This window comes from Mycobacterium sp. MOTT36Y (genome assembly GCF_000262165.1).
Lineage (GTDB): Bacteria > Actinomycetota > Actinomycetes > Mycobacteriales > Mycobacteriaceae > Mycobacterium > Mycobacterium intracellulare.
The window spans coordinates 4,839,391-4,859,103 of record NC_017904.1 but is presented as its reverse complement, the minus strand read 5'-3'; the positions used below and the strand labels follow the sequence as shown (position 1 = coordinate 4,859,103).

The 19,713-nt window shown below is 67.4% G+C and carries 23 protein-coding genes, 3 tRNA genes and 1 pseudogene; 14 read left to right on the top strand and 13 right to left on the bottom strand.

The features are described from left to right. Positions 1–21: 21 nt before the first annotated feature. Both cynS and W7S_RS22230 read left to right on the top strand, forming a co-directional pair. Entirely contained in the window at positions 22–489 is a 468-nt protein-coding gene (cynS, locus tag W7S_RS22235; RefSeq protein WP_014385825.1) for a cyanase, read from the top strand. Continuing rightward, positions 490–1,494, top strand: a complete 1,005-nt coding sequence (locus W7S_RS22230; RefSeq protein WP_008260961.1) for a patatin-like phospholipase family protein — start codon at positions 490–492, stop codon at positions 1,492–1,494. A gap of 110 nt (positions 1,495–1,604) precedes the next feature. Here W7S_RS22230 and W7S_RS22225 read toward each other — a convergent pair whose 3' ends face one another. From W7S_RS22225 to W7S_RS22205, 5 genes and pseudogenes are all read right to left on the bottom strand, one after another. Further along, positions 1,605–2,084, bottom strand: coding sequence for a hypothetical protein (locus tag W7S_RS22225; protein WP_008260959.1), 480 nt, complete (start codon positions 2,082–2,084; stop codon positions 1,605–1,607). Continuing rightward, positions 2,081–4,468, bottom strand: coding sequence for a molybdopterin oxidoreductase family protein (locus W7S_RS22220; protein WP_008260957.1), 2,388 nt, complete (start codon positions 4,466–4,468; stop codon positions 2,081–2,083). The genes W7S_RS22225 and W7S_RS22220 overlap by 4 nt, the downstream gene beginning before the upstream one ends. A gap of 61 nt (positions 4,469–4,529) precedes the next feature. After that, entirely contained in the window at positions 4,530–5,225 is a 696-nt protein-coding gene (locus tag W7S_RS22215; protein ID WP_014712410.1) for a crotonase/enoyl-CoA hydratase family protein, read from the bottom strand. Between the two features lie 13 nt (positions 5,226–5,238). Then, positions 5,239–6,080 (bottom strand): annotated as a pseudogene (locus tag W7S_RS22210) (hypothetical protein); the annotation flags it as partial. Positions 6,081–6,138: 58 nt separating this feature from the next. After that, a complete protein-coding gene (locus W7S_RS22205; protein ID WP_008260952.1) occupies positions 6,139–6,852 on the bottom strand; it encodes an MBL fold metallo-hydrolase in 714 nt (237 codons plus the stop codon). 134 nt (positions 6,853–6,986) lie between these two features. Here W7S_RS22205 and W7S_RS22200 point away from each other — a divergent pair, with 134 nt between their 5' ends. From W7S_RS22200 to rplA, 12 genes are all read left to right on the top strand, one after another. Beyond that, entirely contained in the window at positions 6,987–7,193 is a 207-nt protein-coding gene (locus W7S_RS22200) for a type II toxin-antitoxin system VapB family antitoxin (protein ID WP_008260951.1), read from the top strand. A gap of 119 nt (positions 7,194–7,312) precedes the next feature. Then, a tRNA-Thr gene (locus tag W7S_RS22195) sits at positions 7,313–7,385 on the top strand. Between the two features lie 52 nt (positions 7,386–7,437). After that, a tRNA-Met gene (locus W7S_RS22190) sits at positions 7,438–7,511 on the top strand. A 45-nt stretch (positions 7,512–7,556) separates the two neighbouring features. After that, on the top strand, positions 7,557–7,724 hold the full coding sequence (rpmG, locus tag W7S_RS22185) for a 50S ribosomal protein L33 (protein ID WP_003898538.1): 168 nt from the start codon (positions 7,557–7,559) through the stop codon (positions 7,722–7,724). A gap of 75 nt (positions 7,725–7,799) precedes the next feature. Continuing rightward, a complete protein-coding gene (gene hadA, locus W7S_RS22180) occupies positions 7,800–8,252 on the top strand; it encodes a (3R)-hydroxyacyl-ACP dehydratase subunit HadA (protein ID WP_014383315.1) in 453 nt (150 codons plus the stop codon). Next, positions 8,239–8,667, top strand: coding sequence for a (3R)-hydroxyacyl-ACP dehydratase subunit HadB (gene hadB / locus W7S_RS22175; RefSeq protein WP_008260930.1), 429 nt, complete (start codon positions 8,239–8,241; stop codon positions 8,665–8,667). The genes hadA and hadB overlap by 14 nt, the downstream gene beginning before the upstream one ends. A 3-nt stretch (positions 8,668–8,670) precedes the next feature. Next, a complete protein-coding gene (gene hadC / locus W7S_RS22170) occupies positions 8,671–9,171 on the top strand; it encodes a (3R)-hydroxyacyl-ACP dehydratase subunit HadC (RefSeq protein ID WP_008260923.1) in 501 nt (166 codons plus the stop codon). Positions 9,172–9,315: 144 nt separating this feature from the next. After that, a tRNA-Trp gene (locus W7S_RS22165) sits at positions 9,316–9,388 on the top strand. Positions 9,389–9,504: 116 nt separating this feature from the next. Then, positions 9,505–9,960, top strand: a complete 456-nt coding sequence (gene secE / locus W7S_RS22160) for a preprotein translocase subunit SecE (protein WP_008260921.1) — start codon at positions 9,505–9,507, stop codon at positions 9,958–9,960. A gap of 43 nt (positions 9,961–10,003) precedes the next feature. Next, a complete protein-coding gene (gene nusG / locus W7S_RS22155; RefSeq protein ID WP_008260910.1) occupies positions 10,004–10,807 on the top strand; it encodes a transcription termination/antitermination protein NusG in 804 nt (267 codons plus the stop codon). A 48-nt stretch (positions 10,808–10,855) separates the two neighbouring features. Continuing rightward, positions 10,856–11,284 (top strand): 50S ribosomal protein L11, encoded by a 429-nt coding sequence (gene rplK, locus W7S_RS22150; RefSeq protein ID WP_007767860.1) that lies wholly within the window; start codon positions 10,856–10,858, stop codon positions 11,282–11,284. 158 nt (positions 11,285–11,442) lie between these two features. Beyond that, positions 11,443–12,150, top strand: coding sequence for a 50S ribosomal protein L1 (gene rplA / locus W7S_RS22145; RefSeq protein WP_008260906.1), 708 nt, complete (start codon positions 11,443–11,445; stop codon positions 12,148–12,150). A gap of 77 nt (positions 12,151–12,227) precedes the next feature. On the opposite strand, the gene W7S_RS22140 is transcribed toward rplA, so the two are convergent. The 8 genes from W7S_RS22140 to W7S_RS22105 all read right to left on the bottom strand — a co-directional run bounded on the left by W7S_RS22140 (position 12,228) and on the right by W7S_RS22105 (position 19,684). Further along, positions 12,228–13,454 carry an RNA polymerase sigma factor gene (locus W7S_RS22140; RefSeq protein WP_014712409.1) on the bottom strand — a complete coding sequence of 409 codons (1,227 nt, stop codon included), beginning with the start codon at positions 13,452–13,454 and terminating at the stop codon, positions 12,228–12,230. A 4-nt stretch (positions 13,455–13,458) separates the two neighbouring features. Further along, on the bottom strand, positions 13,459–14,157 hold the full coding sequence (locus W7S_RS22135; protein ID WP_008260902.1) for a YciI family protein: 699 nt from the start codon (positions 14,155–14,157) through the stop codon (positions 13,459–13,461). Positions 14,158–14,251: 94 nt separating this feature from the next. Then, positions 14,252–15,148, bottom strand: coding sequence for a hydroxymycolate synthase MmaA4 (gene mmaA4, locus W7S_RS22130; protein WP_008260901.1), 897 nt, complete (start codon positions 15,146–15,148; stop codon positions 14,252–14,254). Between the two features lie 162 nt (positions 15,149–15,310). Continuing rightward, positions 15,311–16,171, bottom strand: coding sequence for a cyclopropane mycolic acid synthase family methyltransferase (locus W7S_RS22125; RefSeq protein ID WP_014712408.1), 861 nt, complete (start codon positions 16,169–16,171; stop codon positions 15,311–15,313). Between the two features lie 88 nt (positions 16,172–16,259). After that, positions 16,260–17,108 carry an alpha/beta fold hydrolase gene (locus tag W7S_RS22120; RefSeq protein WP_369751754.1) on the bottom strand — a complete coding sequence of 283 codons (849 nt, stop codon included), beginning with the start codon at positions 17,106–17,108 and terminating at the stop codon, positions 16,260–16,262. Positions 17,109–17,167: 59 nt separating this feature from the next. After that, positions 17,168–18,514 (bottom strand): AarF/ABC1/UbiB kinase family protein, encoded by a 1,347-nt coding sequence (locus tag W7S_RS22115; protein ID WP_041298071.1) that lies wholly within the window; start codon positions 18,512–18,514, stop codon positions 17,168–17,170. A gap of 40 nt (positions 18,515–18,554) precedes the next feature. Then, positions 18,555–19,139, bottom strand: coding sequence for a DinB family protein (locus tag W7S_RS22110; protein ID WP_041298285.1), 585 nt, complete (start codon positions 19,137–19,139; stop codon positions 18,555–18,557). 23 nt (positions 19,140–19,162) lie between these two features. Beyond that, positions 19,163–19,684, bottom strand: coding sequence for a DinB family protein (locus W7S_RS22105; protein WP_008260895.1), 522 nt, complete (start codon positions 19,682–19,684; stop codon positions 19,163–19,165). Positions 19,685–19,713: the final 29 nt, after the last annotated feature.

Sequence of the window (19,713 nt, the reverse complement as noted above, 5' to 3'; positions counted from 1 at the left end):
GGCGCGATCGGGCCGGCGTGCATGCTGGGACCCATGACGAGAACCGAACTCACCGAACAGATCGTCGTCGCGCGCCTGGCGAAGGGGCTGACGTGGCAACAACTGGCCGACGCCATCGACAGGCCGGTGGTGTGGACGACCTCGGCGTTGCTCGGGCAGCACCCGATTCCGGTCGAGCAAGCAAAGACCCTGGCCGAGCTGCTCGGCCTCGACGAGTCGGTGGTGCCCGTGCTGGCGGCGGCGCCCATGCGGGGCGGCCTGCCCACCGCCGTACCGACCGACCCGACCGTCTACCGCTTCTACGAGGCCCTGCAGGTCTACGGCGGAGCGCTCAAGGAGCTGATCGCCGAACAGTTCGGTGACGGGATCATGAGCGCGATCAACTTCAGTGTCGACATCCAGAAGAAGCCGCACCCGTCCGGTGACCGCGTCGTGGTCACGTTCGACGGGAAATTCCTTCCCTATCAATGGGTTTCGTCGGAGCGGTAGATGGAATCCACCGCACACCAGCCGAAGCCCGTCGATCTGGTGCTCTCCGGCGGGGGCGTCAAGTTCATCGGGCTGGTGGGCGCCATCGTCGCGCTGATGGATGCCGGGTATTCGATCAAGCGGGTGTCGGGGGTCTCGGCCGGTTCGGTGGTCGCGGCGATCCTGGCGGCCGGATCCACCGATGGGCAGCTGACCGGCGCGCAGGTCAAGGAGCTCGCGTTCTCGGTCCCCCTGCGTAAGTGGCGCGACGCCGGACCCGTGCCCTACCTGGGTGCGGCCTGGGGGCTGGTCACCGATTCCAGCATGTACCGCGGCGACGTGGCCTACGACTGGATCCGCAGCGAGTTGAAGAACTTCGGGGTCACCCGCTTCGGCGATCTGCACCTCGACGACGACCGCCTGCTCGAGGGGCGGCGCGACAAGCTGGTGGTCACCGTCGCCGACCTGACCGCGGCGCAGCTGGTGCGGTTCCCGTGGGACTTTCGGCGGCTCTACGGCCTGGACCCCGACGAGCAGCCGGTGGCCGACGCGGTGCGCGCCTCGATGGCGATCCCGTTCTTCTATCGCCCGGTCAAGCTGACGGGCGCCGACGGCTCGACGTCCACCCTGGTCGACGGCGGCGTGCTGTCGAATTTCCCGATCGACACCTTCGACCGCCCCGACGGCAGGGCCCCGCGCTGGCCCACGTTCGGGATCACGGTGCTGCCGAGGCTCACCGAGGGCATCGGCGCGGTGATGCCGGCCCTGAAACCGTTGCGCTTCTTCGAACAGACGGCGTTGCTGGAAAGCCTGGTCACCACCATGCTGGCCGGCCACGACCAGACCCATCTCAGCCGGCCGTGGGTGGCGGCCCGCGCCATCGCGGTCGAGTCGACCGATGTCGGCGTGCTCGACTTCGACATCCCCAAGGGCCGCCTCGAAGAGCTGTACGAGAGCGGCTATGCGGCGGCGCAGGCGTTCCTGTCGACGTGGGATTGGCCGGCTTATCTGGACCGGTTCCGGTAAGCCGTCGCCCCGCCGGGTGAAGTGACGGCTCGTCGCGCACGTGCCAGACTGGCGGCGAGGAGGCGAGAGGAACGCGGTGGCCGCCGATGGCGGTCACCGCGTTCGCCGTTTCAGTTCATCAACACTTGCGGCGAAAGCTCTTTGAGCATCGCGTTGGCCCAGCGCATCTGGCGCAGCGTCTCGGGATGACAGCGCGAGGCCAGGCTCAGCAGTTCGGAATCCTTGGCGGCCTGCGCCCCCTGGGCCAGCAGCTCCCAGTCCAGCGACACCCCCGCGGACAGGCGGTGAATCCGGCGTAGGTCGGCGAGCAGCATCAGCCCCGGCTCCGGCCGGTGCCGCAGCAGGCCGCTGAGGCGCGATTGCAGGAAACCGGTGACCGCGCCGGTGCGGGGATCGGTGGACAGGTGCAGGCCGTAGTGGCGGCCGTGCCGCGCCAGCTCGGCGAGGTGATGGCGTGACCAGCCGGCCAGGTCCTGCGCCAGGTGGCTGACGTCCTGGTCGCTGTGGTGTCGCGCGGCGACCACGTTGAGTTCGTGGGCCAGCTTGCGTTCGGAGCGGTGCAGTTCGCGCAGCGCCATTTTGAGCTTCACGCCTGACCCCCCAAGGCTTCGGCAACCGCCGCGGGCGGGGCGGCGGCGCCGTTCCCGCCGGCTCGCCGCATCCGGCTTTTGCGCAGCCGGGCGGCGGCCGTCTTGAAGATCGGCTGCTTGGACACCGGGTCCCAATCGGTCAGCGTGAGTTCGTTGCCGGCCCGGTGATGCCCGTTGGTCCCGGCATCCCAATAGCCGTAGTGGAAGGGCACGAACAACACGCCGTCGCGGATACCGCAGACCCGCGCCGCGCACCTGATGCAGCCCCGCGGCGTGCTCACCTCGACCAGGTCGCCGTCGGCGATGCCCAGCCGGCGCGCGTCGCCGGCCGAGACCTCGACCCAGACCTCGGGGGCGGCCCGCTGAAGTTGCTGTGCCCGCGCGGTTTTCGTGCGGGTGTGGAAGTGGTAGACGGTGCGTCCGGTGATCAGCGCGAACGGGAAATCCGGGCTGGTCCGCTCATGGGGAGGAACGTATTGGGCCGCCTTGATGATCGCCCTGCCGTAGGGGTTCATCGAGCGGTACTCGTCGGGCTGCAGCGGGGCGCCGGTGATCATGTCTTTGCCGTAGGCCTCGCAGTAGTCGGGTTCCGCCCAGAACTTCGCGTCGGCGTAGAGACGCTCGGTGCCGTCGGGATGTTCTGTGTTGCAAGGCCATTGGATGCCGCTGCCGCCGCGCAGCTTCGCATAGCTCAGACCGGTGTAGTCGCACGGCCGCCCCGCGCTGCATTGCTTCCACGCCTCGAACGCCGACTCGGCATCGGTCCAGGGTGGGAAGGGTTGGCCGTCCTTGTCGCGGAAGTCCATCCGGCGCGCGTAGTCCAGGAAGATGTCGAGGTCCGGGCGCGCGGAACCCGGTGGATCCACGGCCTTTTCGGACAGGTGCACGGTGCGGTCGGCGTTGGTGAAGGTGCCGGTCTTCTCGGCCCACGCCGCGGCGGGCAACACGACGTCGGCCAGCGCGGCGGTTTCGGTCAGGAAGATGTCCTGGACGACGAGGAACAGCCGCTCCTGGGAGAAGATGTCGCGGATGCGGGCCAGCTCCGGCAGCGACACCAGGGGATTGGTGGCGGTGACCCACAACATCCGCAGCGTCCCCTCCTCGGCGAAGCGGAACATCTGCATGGCGTGCGTCGGCGGGGCGTAGTGCGGAATCTGCAGGGGCTCGAGGTTCCACAACGCGGCCAGCTCGGCGACGTGGGAGTCGTTGGACCAGTTGCGGAAACCGGCCAGGTCGCCGTCGGCGCCGCATTCGCGGGTGTTCTCGGCCGTCGGCTGCCCGTTCATCTGCAGCACCCCGCAGCCGGGCTTACCCAGCATGCCGCGCACCAGGTGAATGTTGTTGACCTGCACGGCCGCCGCGGTGGCCTGGTGCGACTGGTAGAAGCCCTGCAGCACGGTGGACAGCAGCCGCTTAGCGGTGCCGAGCAGCTGCGCGGCGCGCCGGATGTCCTCGGCCGGCACGCCGCAGATGTCGGCGACCCGCTCGGGTCCGAACTCTTCGACCCGGCCGCGCAGCTCGTCGAAACCGACCGTGTGCGAGTCGATGTAGTCCCGGTCGATCCAGCCGTTGCCGATGATCTCGTGCAGCAGCCCGTTCATCAACGCGACGTTGGTGCCCGGCACCGGCGCCAGGTGAACGGTGGCGTGCCGGGCGACCGGCGTCAGCCGGGGGTCGACGCAGACGATCGCCGGCGGCGAGGCCCCGGCCAGCCGGTCCAGCATCCGCGCCCACAGCACCGTCTGCGTCTCGGCGACGTTGTGCCCGAACAACGCGATGACATCGGCGTGGTCGACGTCGGTGTAGGACCCCGGCTGCCCGTCGCAGCCGAACGACTCCTTCAGCGCCTCGGCCGCCGTCGCGGTGCACAGCCGGGTGTTGCCGTCGACGTGGTTGGTGCCGATCGCGCCGTGCGCGATGGCGCCCTGCGTGTAGTAGGCCTCCAGGAACAACTGTCCGGACGTGTAGAAGCCGATCGAGCTGGGGCCGTAGCCGTCGAGCAGCTGCTTGCTGCGGTCGACGATCCGCTGCATGGCGGTGTCCCAGTCGCACGGCTTCAGCTCGCCGCGCTCCCTGATCATCGGGGTGGTGAGCCGGTCGGCGGAGGCGTTGGCCTGCCAGCCGAACAGGTCCTTGGGGTCGAGGCGCCCGTGGTTGACGCGGTCGACGGCGCGCCCGCGCACGCCCACGATGCGGCCGTCCTTGACGGCGATGTCCAGACCGTCGCCGTTGGAGTGCAGCACCGCCGCCGATTGCACCCAGCGGTCCACCGACTCGGCGGTGATGCCGTCGGCGAGGTAGGTGTCGACCCGGTCCGGCCATGGGGTGCCGGGTTCGTACGGGGTGCGCGCCCCCCAGGGATCCGCGATGCGATCTGTGGCCACAGGCGTGGACTTCCCCGGCAGCGGGCCCCGAAACCACTTCAGCCAGGGGCAAATCAGCGGGCTAGAGCCCGAATTCGGCCTCGATCCCGTCGATGCCGGCGCGGATGGCGGCCAGGGCGTCGGCCCGGGCGCGCAGCTTGGTGGCGGCATGCGCGCGCTGATTGAGGCCGGCGAATTCGGCGGCGGCCTCCTGCGCGCGGTCCAGCACCATCTCGGGCAGCACGATCTCGTCGATAAAGCCTGCGGCAAGGGCGGTTTCGCCGAAGAACGTCTTGGCCAGCCCCGCGGCCTGCTGGTACCCCGACGGCGTCAGCCGCAGCTTCATGATCTCCAGCGCGGCATACGGGATGACCATGCCGATCGCGACCTCGTTGGCCTGGATGTTGTAGGCGTGGGCCGCCACCCGGTGATCGCCCGACGACAACAGGAACGCCCCCATCGCGATCGCATGGCCGGTGCACGCCATCACCACCGGCTTCGGAAACGACAGGAGCCGGTAGGCCAGCTCGAACCCGCCGCGCAGCATGTCGATCGCGGGCTGCACCTCGCCGGAGGTGAGGATCTTCAGGTCGAAGCCGCCGCTGAACACCCGCTCGTTGCCGGTGATCACCAGCGCCCCGGCGTTGTCCCGCTCGGCCTGGTCGATCGCGTCGCCCAGAGCCCGCTGCATGGTCGGGCCCAGCGCGTTGACCTTGCCGTCGTCCATCCTGATGACGGCGAGGGAGTCCTTGGTGCTGTAGCGGACCGGGGCGGTCATGGGTGCTCCTGCTCCTTGCCGTCAGGCGGACTGGTTGTGGTGTTTGCCCAGATCGTCTTCGGCGTTACTCCAGCGCAGGCTCACATCGGTGGGTTCGTCGAGTTGGCGGGTGCGCCAGCGGTCTTGGGTCTCCCGAACCGCGGCGTTGATCCGTTCGATCTCGCTGCGGAAAACCTCGGGCCGGGTCTCCTTGCTGGCGTAGTGGAAATAGGTCAGCAGGCCGCGCAGCAGCTCCAGCTTTTCCTTCTCCCGCTTCGCCAGGTCGTGGGTGGTCATCAACTCGATGCGCTGCACGGGTGGCAGGGCGTCCCAGTCCAGGACGACGTCGGTGCGCAGGGGGGAACGCTCGCGCTGCCAGAATCGCCATCCGCGCGGCTGGTCGGGGCGGTCGTAATAGCTGACGGTCCCGGTGAAACGCGACTCGATGCCGCTGCCGATCTCGGCGCGGTCGAGGGCGGAGTCCCACACCAGGCGCCATTCCTGGCCGGGCGCCAGCACCGGCAGCTCCCGGGGCAGGCGCAGTTCGACGACGTCGGCGTAGCCGTCGGTGGCGCTTTCGTATTCGGCCACGGTCGGCGGATTGTCGAACGAGAACTGAATGTCATAGGCCGCGGTCCGGCCGAAGTTGCGGACCACGAGTTCGATCACGTGCCAGTCGGCGGAATGCGGCTCCATGAACACCCCGACGTGCGGGCGGGTCTGCTCCGCGGCGGTGCGGCGGTTGCGGGTGATCTGGCTGTTGGTGAAGACCAGTGTGACGACGGCGAGGGCGATCGCCGCCCACGCTGCCCACGCTATCCAGGTGCTGGACCCGACGTGCGTGACCCCATGCCAGCTGTCCTGGATCCAACCCATGGAATCCACCCTCCGCTTATATCACAGGGCCGGACGCCGAAGGGGCGCCATCGAGCGATCACCCACCCATCAGCATTCGCCATTGGTCAAGGTCCGCGGCCCGATACACATAGTTGGACCGCTTGACGTCCGACAGCGAGGCACTGGGCTGCGCCGAATACCAATGCCCCGGAAACACCGTCGGGTCCCCGGGCAGGGTCGCGAGCCGCTGCAGGCTGCGGTACATCTCGTCGGAGTCGCCGCCGGGGAAGTCGGTGCGCCCGCAGCCCTCCAGGAACAACGTGTCACCGGCGACGAGGCGGCCGTCGAGCAGAAAACACTGGCTGCCCGGGGTGTGGCCGGGGGTGTGCAGCAACTCGATCTCGATGTCGCCGATGCTGACCTTGTCGTGGTTCTCGTGCGCGGTCAGGTCGCCGACCCCGATCCCGGTGACTCGCGAAACCCACAGCGCCTCATGGGTATTGACGTGCACCGGCACCGGCGCCCGTTCCAGCAGTTCGGCCAGGCCGGCCAGCGAGAAGCCCATCATCGATCCGCCGACGTGGTCGGGGTGGTGGTGCGTCACCAGTACCCCGGACAGGTGCATGCCGTCGGCCTCGAGGGTGTCGAGGAGATCACCGGCGGCATACGCCGGGTCGACGACCACACAATCCCCGGTTTGCCGGTCGCCGATCAGGTACGCGAAGTTGCGCATCTGCGTCGCGAACATGTCGCCGGCGGCGAAGTCGCGGCCGGCGAGCAGTTGACGGAAGTAGAGCCGGTCATCTGACACGTGACCAGACTAGGACCCGGATCGCGGCGGCCCGGCGGGTAGTCCGCCACCACTTTGTTCGCGCCGCCCGGCGGCGGCGCGACACCCCTTCGGAGCACCGGGTTGGGTCCGTTGCCAGTGGGTATTGTTGGCGCATGAGGAAGAAGGTCGAAATCGAGGTCGACCTCGATTTGGTCGACGAGGCGATCCAGCGCTTCCGTGTCGCCGACGCGCGTGAGGCCGTCAATCTCGCGTTGCGCACCCTGCTTCGTGAGGGAGCTTCCTACGAAGAGGACGACGAGTACGACGAATTCAGCGACCTCAACGCGTGGCGGCCTCGCCGCTCCAGCGAGACCGGGTGAGCCGGGCATTTCGGGTGACCACCGCGGGTCGCCGTCCATCGGTACTCGTGGTTTGGTGCCGCTGCGAGCCGGGTTGTACCCTCTTTTAGGCCCGCGCGACTGATCGCTTCGGGTGAACGGCCCCCTTAGCTCAGTCGGTAGAGCGTTTCCATGGTAAGGAAAAGGTCAACGGTTCGATTCCGTTAGGGGGCTCGGCGGACGCCGAGCAGGCGTGGCGGCCCGACCCCAAAACGGGGTGGCCAGAGGCGATGTAGCTCAGTCGGTTAGAGCGAACGACTCATAATCGTTAGGTCGCCGGTTCGAGTCCGGCCATCGCTACAACAGAACAGCACAGATCTTTTCAAGAATCGAGAGAGAACCGTCATGGCGTCCAGTACCGACGTACGGCCGAAGATCACCTTGGCATGCGAGGTGTGCAAGCACCGCAACTACATCACCAAGAAAAACCGCCGGAACGACCCGGACCGACTGGAGCTGAAGAAGTTCTGCCCCAACTGCGGTAAGCACCAGGCGCATCGAGAGACACGCTAGCGGCGCCCCGCCAGCGTTTACTCCGATTGACTAGGTAGTTTAAGAACCGTGCCGTTAACCGAGAGCATCGTCGGGATGCACTACCGCTACCCCGATCATTACGAGGTAGAGCGGGAGAAGATCCGCGAGTACGCGGTCGCCGTCAAACACGACGACCCGGCGTATTTCGAGGAGAAGGCGGCCGCCGACCTCGGCTACTCGGGGCTGCCGGCCCCCCTGACCTTCGTCTGCGTGTTCGGCTACACGGCGCAGACGGCCTTCTTCAAGCACGCCAACGTCGCCGTCCAGGACGCCCAGATCGTGCAGGTCGACCAGGTGCTGAAGTTCTTCGCGCCGCTGGTCGCCGGGGACAAGCTCTACTGCGACGTCTACGTGGACTCGGTGCGGGTATCGCACGGCACCCAGATCATCGTCACCAAGAACGTCATCACCAACGAGGCGGGTGACGTCGTGCAAGAGACCTATACGACCCTGGCGGGCCGTGCCGGCGAGGATGGAGAAGAGGGATTTTCTGATGCCACTGCGTGAGTTCAGCTCCGTGAAGGTGGGTGACCAGCTTCCGGAGAAGACCTACCCGTTGACCCGACAGGATCTGGTCAATTACGCCGGCGTCTCCGGCGACTTGAACCCGATCCACTGGGACGACGAGATGGCCAAGGTCGTCGGCCTGGAGACCGCGATCGCGCACGGCATGCTGACCATGGGGATCGGCGGCGGCTACGTCACCGCATGGATCGGTGACCCCGGCGCGGTGACCGAGTACAACGTGCGGTTCACCGCCGTGGTGCCGGTGCCCAACGACGGCAAGGGCGCCGAGCTGGTCTTCAGCGGCCGGGTCAAGTCCACCGATCCCGAGACCAAGTCCGTGACCATCGCGCTCACGGCCACCACCGGCGGCAAGAAGATCTTCGGTAGGGCCATCGCGTCCGCGACCCTGGCGTAGCGCATGGCGCTCAAGACAGACATCAGGGGGATGATCTGGCGCTACCCGGACTACTTCGTTGTGGGGCGGGAGCAACTGCGCCAGTTCGCGCTGTCCATCAAGAACCGGCACCCGGCCCACTTCGAGGAGGACGCCGCCGCCGAACTCGGCCACGACGCGATCATCGCGCCGCTGACCTTCGGGACCATCTTCGCCAAGCTGGTCCAGCTGGATTTCTTCCGGCACGTCGACATCGGCATGGAGACGCTGGTGATCGTCCAGGTCGACCAGCGGTTCGTGTTCTCCAAGCCGATCAAGGCCGGCGACAAGCTGTGGGCCCGCATGGACATCCTGTCGGTGGACGAGCGTTTCGGCGCCGACATCGTCGTCACCAAGAACATCTGCACCAACGACAAGGGTGAGGTGGTCCTGGAGGCCTACACCACGCTGATGAGCCAGTTCAGCGACAACTCCGCGAACCTGCGTTGGGACTCGGAGTCCGGCCAGGTCGTCAGAACGGCGTAATTAGTATCTGACTCCCGCGTCGATGTACACTCGGACCTCGGGGTTTTCCCAGCATCAGCGCGCTTTCCGTGAGTCGAGCAATCGGAAGGCGCGCGTGTCATGTAAGCCCCGGTAGGTAAGCGCAGGTTGGCCTGCCAACCGCGAAGGGGCGTAGCTCAACTGGCAGAGCAGCGGTCTCCAAAACCGCAGGTTGCAGGTTCAAGTCCTGTCGCCCCTGCTGAAGACGGACGGAGCCGGACCATGGGCATGAGCATGTGCCATGGTGGACACTGGAAGGTGCGCCGCCACCGATGGGACGGTTCTGGTGGGTACTAGCAAACAAAGGAGCGTGCGGTGAGCGACGAAGGCGACGTTGCCAACGACGCCGCAAGCGACGGCACTGACACGACGGAGGGCCGCGCGAGCGGTGTCCGGACGGCGGTGGTGACGCGGCCACAACGCCCGACCGGCAAGCGGTCCCGCCAGAAGGCGGCCGACGCCGGCGAGGATGTCGACGCCGCGTCGCCGGACGAGATCGAAGCCTCCGGCAAGGACAAGGCCAAGAAGGGCGCCAAAGCCAAGAAGGCCGCCAAGCCGAAGAAATCCGCGGACAGCCGGGCCAACCCGTTCCTGTTCGTCTACAACTACCTCAAGCAGGTCGTTGCGGAGATGCGGAAGGTCATCTGGCCCAACCGCAAGCAGATGCTCACGTACACCTCCGTCGTGCTGGCCTTCCTGGCCTTCATGGTGGCGCTGGTCGGCCTGGCGGATTTCGGCCTGACCAAGCTGGTGCTGTTGGTGTTCGGCTGAGCGAGCGACGCCGCTGTGAAAAGTGACAGAGAGGACTCACACCGTGACTAGCTTCGACGGTGACCCGTCCGCGGGTGACGCGGTCGACCTGAAAGAGACCACGGAAGCTGCCGAGGTTTCTGACGACACGGCGACCTCCGAGGTTTCCGAGGCGACCACGGACGAGGCGACCGCGGACGAGGCCGCCGACGCTGCCGGGGCGCCCGACGAGCCGGCCGAAGAGGTCGACCCGGCCGTCGCGCTCAAGGCGGAACTGCGCAGCAAGCCCGGCGACTGGTACGTCATCCACTCCTACGCGGGATACGAGAACAAGGTCAAAGCCAACCTCGAAACGCGGGTGCAGAACCTCGACGTCGGCGACTACATCTTCCAGGTGGAGGTGCCCACCGAAGAGGTCACCGAGATCAAGAACGGCCAGCGCAAGCAGGTCAATCGCAAGGTGCTGCCCGGCTACATCCTGGTGCGCATGGACCTGACGGACGACTCGTGGGCCGCGGTGCGCAACACCCCCGGCGTCACCGGGTTCGTCGGGGCGACGTCGCGCCCGTCGGCCCTGACGCTCGACGACGTGGTGAAGTTCCTGCTGCCGCGCGGCGCGACGAAGAAGGCCGCCAAGGGGGCGGCGACCACCGCCACCGCCGCCGAGGCCGGGGGGCTGGAACGCCCGGCCATCGAGGTCGACTACGAGGTCGGCGAATCGGTCACGGTCATGGACGGCCCGTTCGCGACGCTGCCGGCCACGATCAGCGAGGTCAACGGCGAACAGCAGAAACTCAAGGTGCTGGTGTCGATCTTCGGCCGCGAGACCCCGGTGGAATTGACCTTCAGCCAAGTCTCCAAGCTCTAAACCGGCGCCTCCGCCGGGCACAAACCAGGAAGGAACGAACAACATCTCATGGCCCCGAAGAAGAAAGTCGTCGGGCTGATCAAGCTTCAGATCCAGGCGGGGCAGGCCAACCCGGCGCCGCCGGTCGGGCCTGCGCTCGGTCAGCACGGCGTCAACATCATGGAGTTCTGCAAGGCGTACAACGCCGCCACGGAGAACCAGCGCGGCCAGGTCATCCCGGTCGAGATCACGGTCTACGAGGACCGCAGCTTCACCTTCGCGCTCAAGACCCCGCCCGCCGCCAAGCTGCTGCTCAAGGCCGCCGGCGTCGGCAAGGGTTCGGCCGAGCCGCACAAGACCAAGGTCGCCAAGGTCAGCTGGGATCAGGTCAAGGAGATCGCCGAGACCAAGAAGGCCGACCTGAACGCCAACGACATCGACGCGGCCGCCAAGATCATCGCCGGCACCGCCCGGTCGATGGGTATCACCGTCGAGTAGTCCGAGCATGACGAAGCGGGGCGAGGAACGAGGCCCAGCGTAGGAATGGGAAGGACGAATCGACGCAAAGATACCGTCGAGTAGTACCCCGCACCACCACCGTGGGAGGGCTGGCTTCGGCCCGATAACCACGACCCAACACCAGATTGGATGAATCAATGAGCAAGAACAGCAAGGCATACCGCGCCGCCGCCGAGAAGGTGGACCGCAACAGCCTGTACTCCCCGCTGGAGGCGGCCAAGCTCGCCAAGGAAACGTCGTCGAGCAAGCAGGACGCGACCGTCGAGGTGGCGATCCGGCTGGGCGTCGACCCGCGCAAGGCCGACCAGATGGTTCGCGGCACGGTGAACCTGCCGCACGGCACCGGCAAGACCGCCCGGGTGGCGGTGTTCGCGGTCGGCGACAAGGCCGAGCAGGCGCAGGCCGCCGGCGCCGACATCGTCGGCAGCGACGACCTGATCGAGAAGATCCAGGGCGGCTGGCTGGAGTTCGACGCCGCGATCGCGACCCCGGACCAGATGGCCAAGGTCGGCCGCATCGCGCGGGTGCTCGGTCCGCGCGGCCTGATGCCGAACCCGAAGACCGGCACCGTCACCCCCGACGTCGCCAAGGCCGTGGCCGACATCAAGGGCGGCAAGATCAACTTCCGCATCGACAAGCAGGCCAACCTGCACTTCGTCATCGGCAAGGCCTCCTTCGACGAGAAGTCGCTGGCCGAGAACTACGGCGCCGCGCTCGACGAGGTGCTGCGGCTCAAGCCGTCCGCGTCGAAGGGCCGCTACCTGAAGAAGATCACCGTGTCGACGACGACGGGGCCGGGCATTCCGGTCGACCCGTCGGTCACCCGCAACTTCTCCGAGGCCTGATCTCTCTCCTGGTCGAACGTCGACTTGTGGCGCGATCACCCAAGTAATCGGCGCCACAAGTCGACGTTCGGCGGGAATTACCCCCCGCACTCGGCGATGCGGCGCCGCAGGAACGCGCGTCCCGGCTCAGACCCGTTGGACTCCAACGCCGCTCGGTACCACGTCAGCGCATCGGCCGGCCGGCCCGCGCGGCGCAGCAGGTCGGCGCGCACGGTCGCGACCAGGTTCGAGCGGGCGAGCCGCGGATCGCCAGCCACATCGTCCAGGGCGGCCAGCCCGGCGTCGGGCCCGTCGCGAAAGCCGATCGCCAGCGCGCGATTGGCGGCCACCACCGGGGACCCGGTGAGCTGCCACAGCCGGTCATAGGCCGAGCAGATGGCGACCCAGTCCGTGCGTTCCCAGGACGGGGCCGTGGCGTGCAGCGCGGCGATCACCGCCTGGGGCAGGTAGGCGCCCGCGGAGTCCTGGGCGCCTCGGGCGTGACGCAACCGCTCGAGCCCGCGGGCGATGCGCGCGCGGTCCCACCGGCGGCGGTCCTGGTCCTCGAGCGGCACCAGCATCCCGGACTCGTCCACCCGGGTCGCGCGTCGCGAATCGTGCAGCAGCATCAGGGCGGACAGCGCGTGCGCCTCCGGCTCGGCGGGCAGCAGCGCGCACAGCTCGCCGCCCAGCCGGATCCCCTCGTCGCACAGGTCGTCGCGGATGGCCGACGGGCCCGCCGTCGACCAGTAGCCCTCGGTGAACACCGAATAGACGCAACCCAGCACGTGCGGGGTGCGCTCGGGCAGCAGCTCGGCGGGCGGGACGCGCAGCGGGATGTTGGCGTGCCGAACCTTGTTCTTGGCGCGCGTGATTCGCTGGCCGATCGCCGCCTCGGTCTGCAGCAGCGCGCGGGCGATTTCGCCGACGGTCAGGCCCGAGACCAGCCGCAGCGTCAGCGCCAATTGCGATTGCCGGTCCAGCGCCGGGTGCGCGCAGGTGAACATCATCCGCAACTCGTCGTCGCGAACCGGGTGCGGGTCGGTGTGCTCGGTGCGCGCCCTGATGTCGTCCAACACGGCCGCCAATTCCTTTCCGGGGCGCACCGATTCGCGGCGCAAGCGATCACGGGCCCGATTACGGCCGACGGTCACCAGCCACCCGCCCGGGTTGGCGGGCAGCCCGTCGCGCGGCCAGGTGCGCAGCGCCTCGGCGCAGGCCTCCTGGACGGCGTCCTCGGCGACGGTGAGGTCACCCGACCACCGCGCGAGCGCGGCCACGGCCGGGCCCCACTCCCGGCGGAAGACGCCGTCCAGGTCGGCCATCTGGCTACAGGCCGGAGACGCCCGCCAACTGGCGCAGCTGCACGGACGAGGCGGGGATCATCGAGGCGATCTTGACCGCCTCGTCACGATCGGCGGCGCTCAACAGGTAGATGCCGGTGGCGATTTCGGCGCCCTCCACGTACGGCCCGTCGGTGATGAGGACCTCGCCGTCGCGCACCCGCACGGTCGTCGCCGTGGACCGGTCGTGCAGCGCGGCGCCGCCGATCACGTGATCGCCGGCGGCGGCGTGCAGCTCGACGTGCTTGGCCGCCACCGCCTCCCACTCCGGCGTGCCCGGTGTGTGCGCGGATTCGGCGGGCTCGAGCAGCAGCGCGAGCCAGTCGTTGCCGGTGAGCGCGCGGGACGGCTCGACGGCGTGGACCACCGGCCACAGCTCCACCGCCCCGAACTCGGCCACCGGGACGTCGCGCGCCAGCGCCAGCGCCTCGTCGAGGTTTTCGGCCTCGAACACGTAATAGCCGCAAGCCACTTCGGCGGATTCCGCGAAGGGACCGTCGGTGACCGTCGGCGCGTCCGGGCCGCCGGAAATGGCCACGGCGGACGCGGCGGGCGCCAGGGCGTCACCGGCCTTGATCGCCGGCCCGGCCTTGGCGTGAAAGTTCTCCCAGGCGGCCATCGCGGCGGCGGCATCGTCGGGCGCACGGTCCTGTTCCTTGCTGATCAACAAGGCGAAGTACTGCATGGTCGTCACCTCCGGTAGTGAGCGAAGCCGTCTGCTCCACTCTCTACCTACTCGACGAACCGCGCAGCGCCAATCCGACAGGCGCCGCAGAAATTCAGGCGGCCGCGCCCGGCTTGAGGTAGGTCACCAGGCTGACGTCGAGCATCTCCTCGGTGAAGTAGTGCTCGCAGCCGCGCAGGTACTTGATGTAGCGGTTGTAGACCTCTTCGGAGGTGACCTCGATGGCCTTGTCCCGGTTCGACTCGAGCGTGTCACCCCAGATGTGCAGGGTCTTGATGTAGTGCGGCCGCAACGAAAGCGGTTCGGGCACAACAAAACCGGCCTTCTCGCCGTGGTCGACCATCATCTGGGTGGAGGGCAGCCGGCCGCCGGGGAAGATCTCGGTCACGATGAACTTGATGAACCGCGCCGTCTCGAAGCTCAGCTTCTTGCCGCGCGCGGCCAGATCGTACGGGTGGTAGCTGACGCTGCTCTGGACGGTCATGCGGCCGTCGTCGGGCATGATGTCGTAGGTCCGCTTGAAGAAGTCGTCGTAGTTCTCGTGGCCGAAGTGCTCGAAGGCCTCGATCGACACGATGCGGTCGACGGGCTCGGAGAAGTCCTCCCAGTTCTGCAGGCGCACCTCCCGCGAGCGGTTGCTGTCGATGGAGCCGAGCAACGCTTCGGCGCGGGCGTGCTGGTTCTTGGACAGCGTCAGGCCGATGACGTTGACGTCGAACCGCTCGACGGCGCGCTTCATGGTGGTGCCCCACCCGCAGCCGATGTCGAGCAGGGTCATGCCGGGCTTGAGGTCCAGCTTGTCGAGGTTGAGGTCGATCTTCGCGTACTGGGCCTCTTCCAGGGTCATGTCGTCGCGCTCGAAGTAGGCGCAACTGTAGATCCGTGACGGGTCCTGGAACAGGCCGAAGAAATCGTCGGAGACGTCGTAATGCGCCTGGATGTCTTCCGAGCGCGTCCGCGTCTTCGTCGGGCCAGTCGGTTGCTCAGCCATTTTCGTCCTGTTCTCCTCGATGACGTTAGCTGCCTCTAGTCGCGCGCATCGAGGGGTCCGGTGTGAGCAGCAACGATACCCAACGTCGAGGCGTCGTTTCCGAAGGGTGCGAGTGCGCGTCGCGGGCCCGACCGCGCAGCCAAACTCTACTTTCCGCCGACGCTACTTGGTGAGCGTGTACTGGGCCACGTTCGAGATGCCTTTGCGGAAAAGGTTCGCGCAGCCCGTCAGGTAGCGCATGAAGCGGTCGTAGACCTCTTCGGACTGGATGGCGATCGCGCGGTCGCGGTTGGCCTCCAGGTTGGCCGCCCAGGTGTCCAGCGTCCGGGCGTAGTGCGACTGCAGGTATTGCGTCTGCTCGAGGCCGAAACCGCTGGCTCGCGAAAGGTCGACGATGTCGGCTTCGCCGCACATCTGCCCGCCGGGAAAGATCTCCTTGCCGAGGAAGTGCAGGAAGCGCAGGTCCGACATCGTGATCTTGATGCCGACTTCCTTCCAGTGCGATTGCGGGTAGGTGAAGATGCTGTGCATCAGCATCCGGCTGTCGTTGGGGAGGGTTTCATATGCCCAGTCCCAGAACGCGGGCCAGCGTTCCTTTTTGAACGCGTCGAAGGCCTCGAAGCTGATAATCCGGTCGACGTGCTCGTCGAATTCTTCCCACCCCTGCAGCCGGGCCTCGGCGCGCCGCGTCGTCGGGATCGCGGCCAGCCGCGCCTTGGTGCGCGTGTAATGGTTGCGGCTGAGCGTGATGCCGATGACATTGACGTCGTATTTCTCCAGCGCCCGGACCACGGCCCCGCCCCAGCCGCACCCGACGTCGAGCACCGTCATGCCCGGCTCGAGGTTCAGCTTGTCCAGCCCCAGGTCCAGCTTGGCCAGCTGCGCCTGTTCCAAGGTCATGTCGTCGTCTTTGAAATACGCGCAGGTGTAGACCATGTTGGGGTCGAGGAACAACGCGAAGAAGTCGTCCGAAATGTCGTAGGTAGCCTGCGACTCTTCGTAATACGGCTTCAGCTTCACCATTGCGACACCCACCCTCCTTCGACAACCGTACAACCCTGCGGCATGGACTGAAAATGCGGGGAAATGTTTCTGCGGAATGCCTTTTGGCTCAACACGCCCTGGCGAAATTGTTAGTCAGCACGCCGATCACCTGATCCCACAACTGCTGTGGCAGATCATGACCCATCCCGTCGAATAACACCAATCGGGCGCCGTCGATGGCCCGGGCCACCGCGCGGCCACCGAAGGGCCGCATCAGCTTGTCCGCCCGGCCGTGGATCACCACGGTGGGAGCGACGGTGCCGTGGTTGTAGCGCCGCAGGCTGCCGCTGCCCAGCACCGCGGCGAAGTGCCGCGCCACGCCCTGCGGGTAGTAATTGCGGTCGTACCCCTCGGCGGCCTCGGCGCGGGCCTGCTCGTCGGGCACCCGGTAGCGCGGGCTGCCGATGATCTTGCCGACCCGCATGGCGTTGTCGACGATCACCTCGCGCGGCGAGTTCGGCGGCGGCCCCTTCAGCAGGGCCAGCAGCGCGCGCGGCGCCGGCGGCGGCAACAGGGCCGCGTTGTTGCTGGAGAAGATGATCGCCAGGGATTGGGTCCGCTCGCGGAATCGCGCGGCGAAGATCTGGGCGATCATGCCGCCCATCGACGCCCCGACGATGTGGGCGCGTTCGATGCCCAGATGATCGAGCACGGCCGCGGCGTCGTCGGCCATGTCCTCGAGCTTGTACACCGCCCGGCTGGGCAGACCCAACCAGGACCGGACCAACCGCGTCGCCAGCGGCTGTCCCGAGCTGCCGTACTGGGTCTTGCTGGACAGGCCGACGTCTCGATTGTCGTACCGGATGACGCGCAGGCCTTGGTCGATCAGCTTTTGGCAGAACGCGGTTCGCCACAGCAGCAGCTGGGCTCCCAGCCCCATGATCAGCAGGACGGGCGGGTCGTCGACGTCGCCCATGTCCTCGTAGTACAGCTTCAGGTCGCCTGCTATGGCGTATCCCGTGCGGACCTGCACGCCTATACCTCGACGTCGGAGGAGTGCTCGCGGCTGACTTCGACCATGAAGTTCGCGAAATACCCCGTCAATTGCGGATCCGACATCATCTGCCACTTCGGCGCCAGCAGCTTCATGTACCGCTCGACGTAGAGGAACTGCTTGCCGATCAGCACCAGCTCGCGGGGCAGCTTGACGTCGTAGGCGTCGGCCAGCGCCGACAGCTGCCGCCCGATGTCGGCGTAGGACATGTCGCCCAGCGTCTGCATGGTCAGCGGGGTGGCAAACTTTTCCAGATCCTTGGCGGCCTGGGCCTCGGGCTTCATGGTGCCGACGGCGCCCATCAGCACCACGATCTTGCCCGCCGCGGCATGGTCCTTCTTGACCAGCAGCGCGTACACCAATTCGCGCAGCAGCCACCGGGTGCGGGGATCGATGCGGCCCATGATCCCGAAGTCGAAGAACACGATCCGGCCCTGATCGTCGACGTAGAGGTTGCCCGCGTGCAGGTCGCCGTGGAACAGCCCGTGCCGCAGCCCACCTTCGAACAGCGAGAACAGCAGCGCCTTGACCAGCTCGACACCGTCGAACCCGGCCTTGCGGATGGCGGCGACGTCGTCGATGCGGATGCCGGACACCCGCTCCATGGTGAGCACCCGGTCGCTGGTGAAGTCCCAGTACACCTGCGGCACCCGGATGTTGCGGCCCAGCGGGGAGGCGCGCAGGTGCGAGACCCACGCCTCCATCGACTGCGCCTCCAGCCGGAAATTGAGCTCCTCGGCCAGGTTGTCGGAGAAGTCGGCCACGACGTCCTGCGCGGACAGCCGGCGGCCGAGCTTGGCCACCTCGACGGCCTGGGCGAAGCGCTTGAGGATCTGCAGGTCGGCGGCGACCCGGCGGCGAATGCCCGGCCGCTGGATCTTGACGACGACCTGCTCGCCGCTGTGCAGGGTCGCGTAGTGCACCTGGGCGATCGACGCCGACGCGAACGGTTCCTCGTCCCAGCTGGCGAACAGCTCGGACGGGTCGGCGCCGAGCTCCTCGATGAACAGCTTGTGCACCTCGCCGGGGTCGGCGGGCGGCACCCGGTCCAGCAGGCCGCGGAACTCCCGGGACAGCGATTCGCCGAACGCCCCCGGGCTCGACGCGATGATCTGCCCGAACTTGACGTACGTCGGTCCCAGGTCGGCGAAGGTCTGGGGGAGCTGCCTGATCACCTTCTGCTGCCACGGACCCCTGCCGGGCAGCTTGGTGACGATGCGAGCGGCGGAGCGGGTGACCTGCCAACCGGTCACCGCTACCCGGGCCGCTTCGACCGGCAACGGCACCCGGTCGAGCTTGGCCACCTCTCGATGCTTGGTAGAACTCATTCCAGCAGTCTGCCAAACCGGTGCTGGCAAGTCCCAATCTCTACTGGTGCCGGTGCCCGCCTCGCCACGGCTGCACCCACCCCTCGATCGCCCAGCCTTCGTGCCCGGCGATCAGCTCGTACATGGTCGCGCCGTCGATCGTCTCCCGGACGATGTCGGCGTGACCGGCGTGCCGCGCCAGCTCGTTGATCACGTGCAGGATCACCCAGCGCACCGACCACGCCCGCTGGTCCTTGGGGAACCAGGGGATGTCGCGCGGCACGGGCACCGCGGCGTCGAGGTCCGCGGTCTCGACCAGCCGCAGCGACGTCGCGTTCTGCGCCTCGAACGCCCGCAGCAGCCCGTCCAGCGTCTCGTCGGAACCCATCACATGCTGGTCGGCGAACTCCTTGCTGATCTGCTCGAACGGACGGGTGTCCTTCGGCGGCGCGTCGGGCGCGGCGGCGACGCGGGTCATCCAGCTGTGCTGCATCCCCGTGGCGTGCTTGACCAGCCCGCCGATCGACAGCGCGCTGGCCGACGGCGTGGAGCGGGCCTGTTCGTCGGTGAGGCCGTAGCTGACGGCGAAGTACGCGCTTTGGTGGAACGCCAGGAATTCGCGCAGGGCGCTGCGTTCATCGGACACCGGTGGTGCGAGGGCGGGCATTGTCAATCCATCCTGTTGTGAACGTAAAGGTCGCGCAGGCAAGCGATTTCGGCGCCATGGTGGATCGCTTCCCGATTGATGTGCAAGACCAGCGCGCTCAGCGGGTAGTCGGCGTACGGCCCTTCGGCCGCGCCGCAGCGGCGGGTCAGGTCGGCGGCGGACAGCGACCGTACACCGTTGATCCACACCGCGTACGTCTCGTCCAGTTGCCGCAGGGCGGTGGCGGCGGTGGTGGCGTAGTTCCAACTCTGGTAATCGGCGGACGGTCCACCGAAATGGTGATGGGCACGCATCGCGAACACCCCGACAATCACGTGTGCCATGCGCCACGCGATCGTGGTGAACGGTGCCGGGCTGGGCGCCGGGAACGCGAAGTCGATCGACCCGTCCGGGTGCACCGTCCAGCAGTGGGGCACCGGCTGCCAGAAGTACTCGTCGTCGGTCAGGCCGCCCAGGCGAGGGCGCAGCTGGTTGCGCCAGTGCCAGTCGAGTTGGTCGGCCAGTTGGGCGCTCAGATCTGCCATGGCACCGAGCTTTCCACCAATGCGACGGG

Bases quoted from the DNA above. Each gene is read 5' to 3' on its own strand.
- cynS (WP_014385825.1), top strand. From the start codon at position 22: ATGCTGGGACCCATGACGAGAACCGAACTCACCGAACAGATCGTCGTC.
- W7S_RS22230 (WP_008260961.1), top strand. From the start codon at position 490: ATGGAATCCACCGCACACCAGCCGAAGCCCGTCGATCTGGTGCTCTCC.
- W7S_RS22215 (WP_014712410.1), bottom strand. From the start codon at position 5,225: ATGACCGCCCCGGTCCGCTACAGCACCAAGGACTCCCTCGCCGTCATC.
- W7S_RS22200 (WP_008260951.1), top strand. From the start codon at position 6,987: ATGAGGAAGAAGGTCGAAATCGAGGTCGACCTCGATTTGGTCGACGAG.
- rpmG (WP_003898538.1), top strand. From the start codon at position 7,557: ATGGCGTCCAGTACCGACGTACGGCCGAAGATCACCTTGGCATGCGAG.
- hadA (WP_014383315.1), top strand. From the start codon at position 7,800: ATGCACTACCGCTACCCCGATCATTACGAGGTAGAGCGGGAGAAGATC.
- hadB (WP_008260930.1), top strand. From the start codon at position 8,239: ATGCCACTGCGTGAGTTCAGCTCCGTGAAGGTGGGTGACCAGCTTCCG.
- hadC (WP_008260923.1), top strand. From the start codon at position 8,671: ATGGCGCTCAAGACAGACATCAGGGGGATGATCTGGCGCTACCCGGAC.
- rplK (WP_007767860.1), top strand. From the start codon at position 10,856: ATGGCCCCGAAGAAGAAAGTCGTCGGGCTGATCAAGCTTCAGATCCAG.
- rplA (WP_008260906.1), top strand. From the start codon at position 11,443: ATGAGCAAGAACAGCAAGGCATACCGCGCCGCCGCCGAGAAGGTGGAC.
- W7S_RS22140 (WP_014712409.1), bottom strand. From the start codon at position 13,454: ATGGCCGACCTGGACGGCGTCTTCCGCCGGGAGTGGGGCCCGGCCGTG.
- W7S_RS22135 (WP_008260902.1), bottom strand. From the start codon at position 14,157: ATGCAGTACTTCGCCTTGTTGATCAGCAAGGAACAGGACCGTGCGCCC.
- mmaA4 (WP_008260901.1), bottom strand. From the start codon at position 15,148: ATGGCTGAGCAACCGACTGGCCCGACGAAGACGCGGACGCGCTCGGAA.
- W7S_RS22125 (WP_014712408.1), bottom strand. From the start codon at position 16,171: ATGGTGAAGCTGAAGCCGTATTACGAAGAGTCGCAGGCTACCTACGAC.
- W7S_RS22120 (WP_369751754.1), bottom strand. From the start codon at position 17,108: ATGGGCGACGTCGACGACCCGCCCGTCCTGCTGATCATGGGGCTGGGA.
- W7S_RS22115 (WP_041298071.1), bottom strand. From the start codon at position 18,514: ATGAGTTCTACCAAGCATCGAGAGGTGGCCAAGCTCGACCGGGTGCCG.
- W7S_RS22105 (WP_008260895.1), bottom strand. From the start codon at position 19,684: ATGGCAGATCTGAGCGCCCAACTGGCCGACCAACTCGACTGGCACTGG.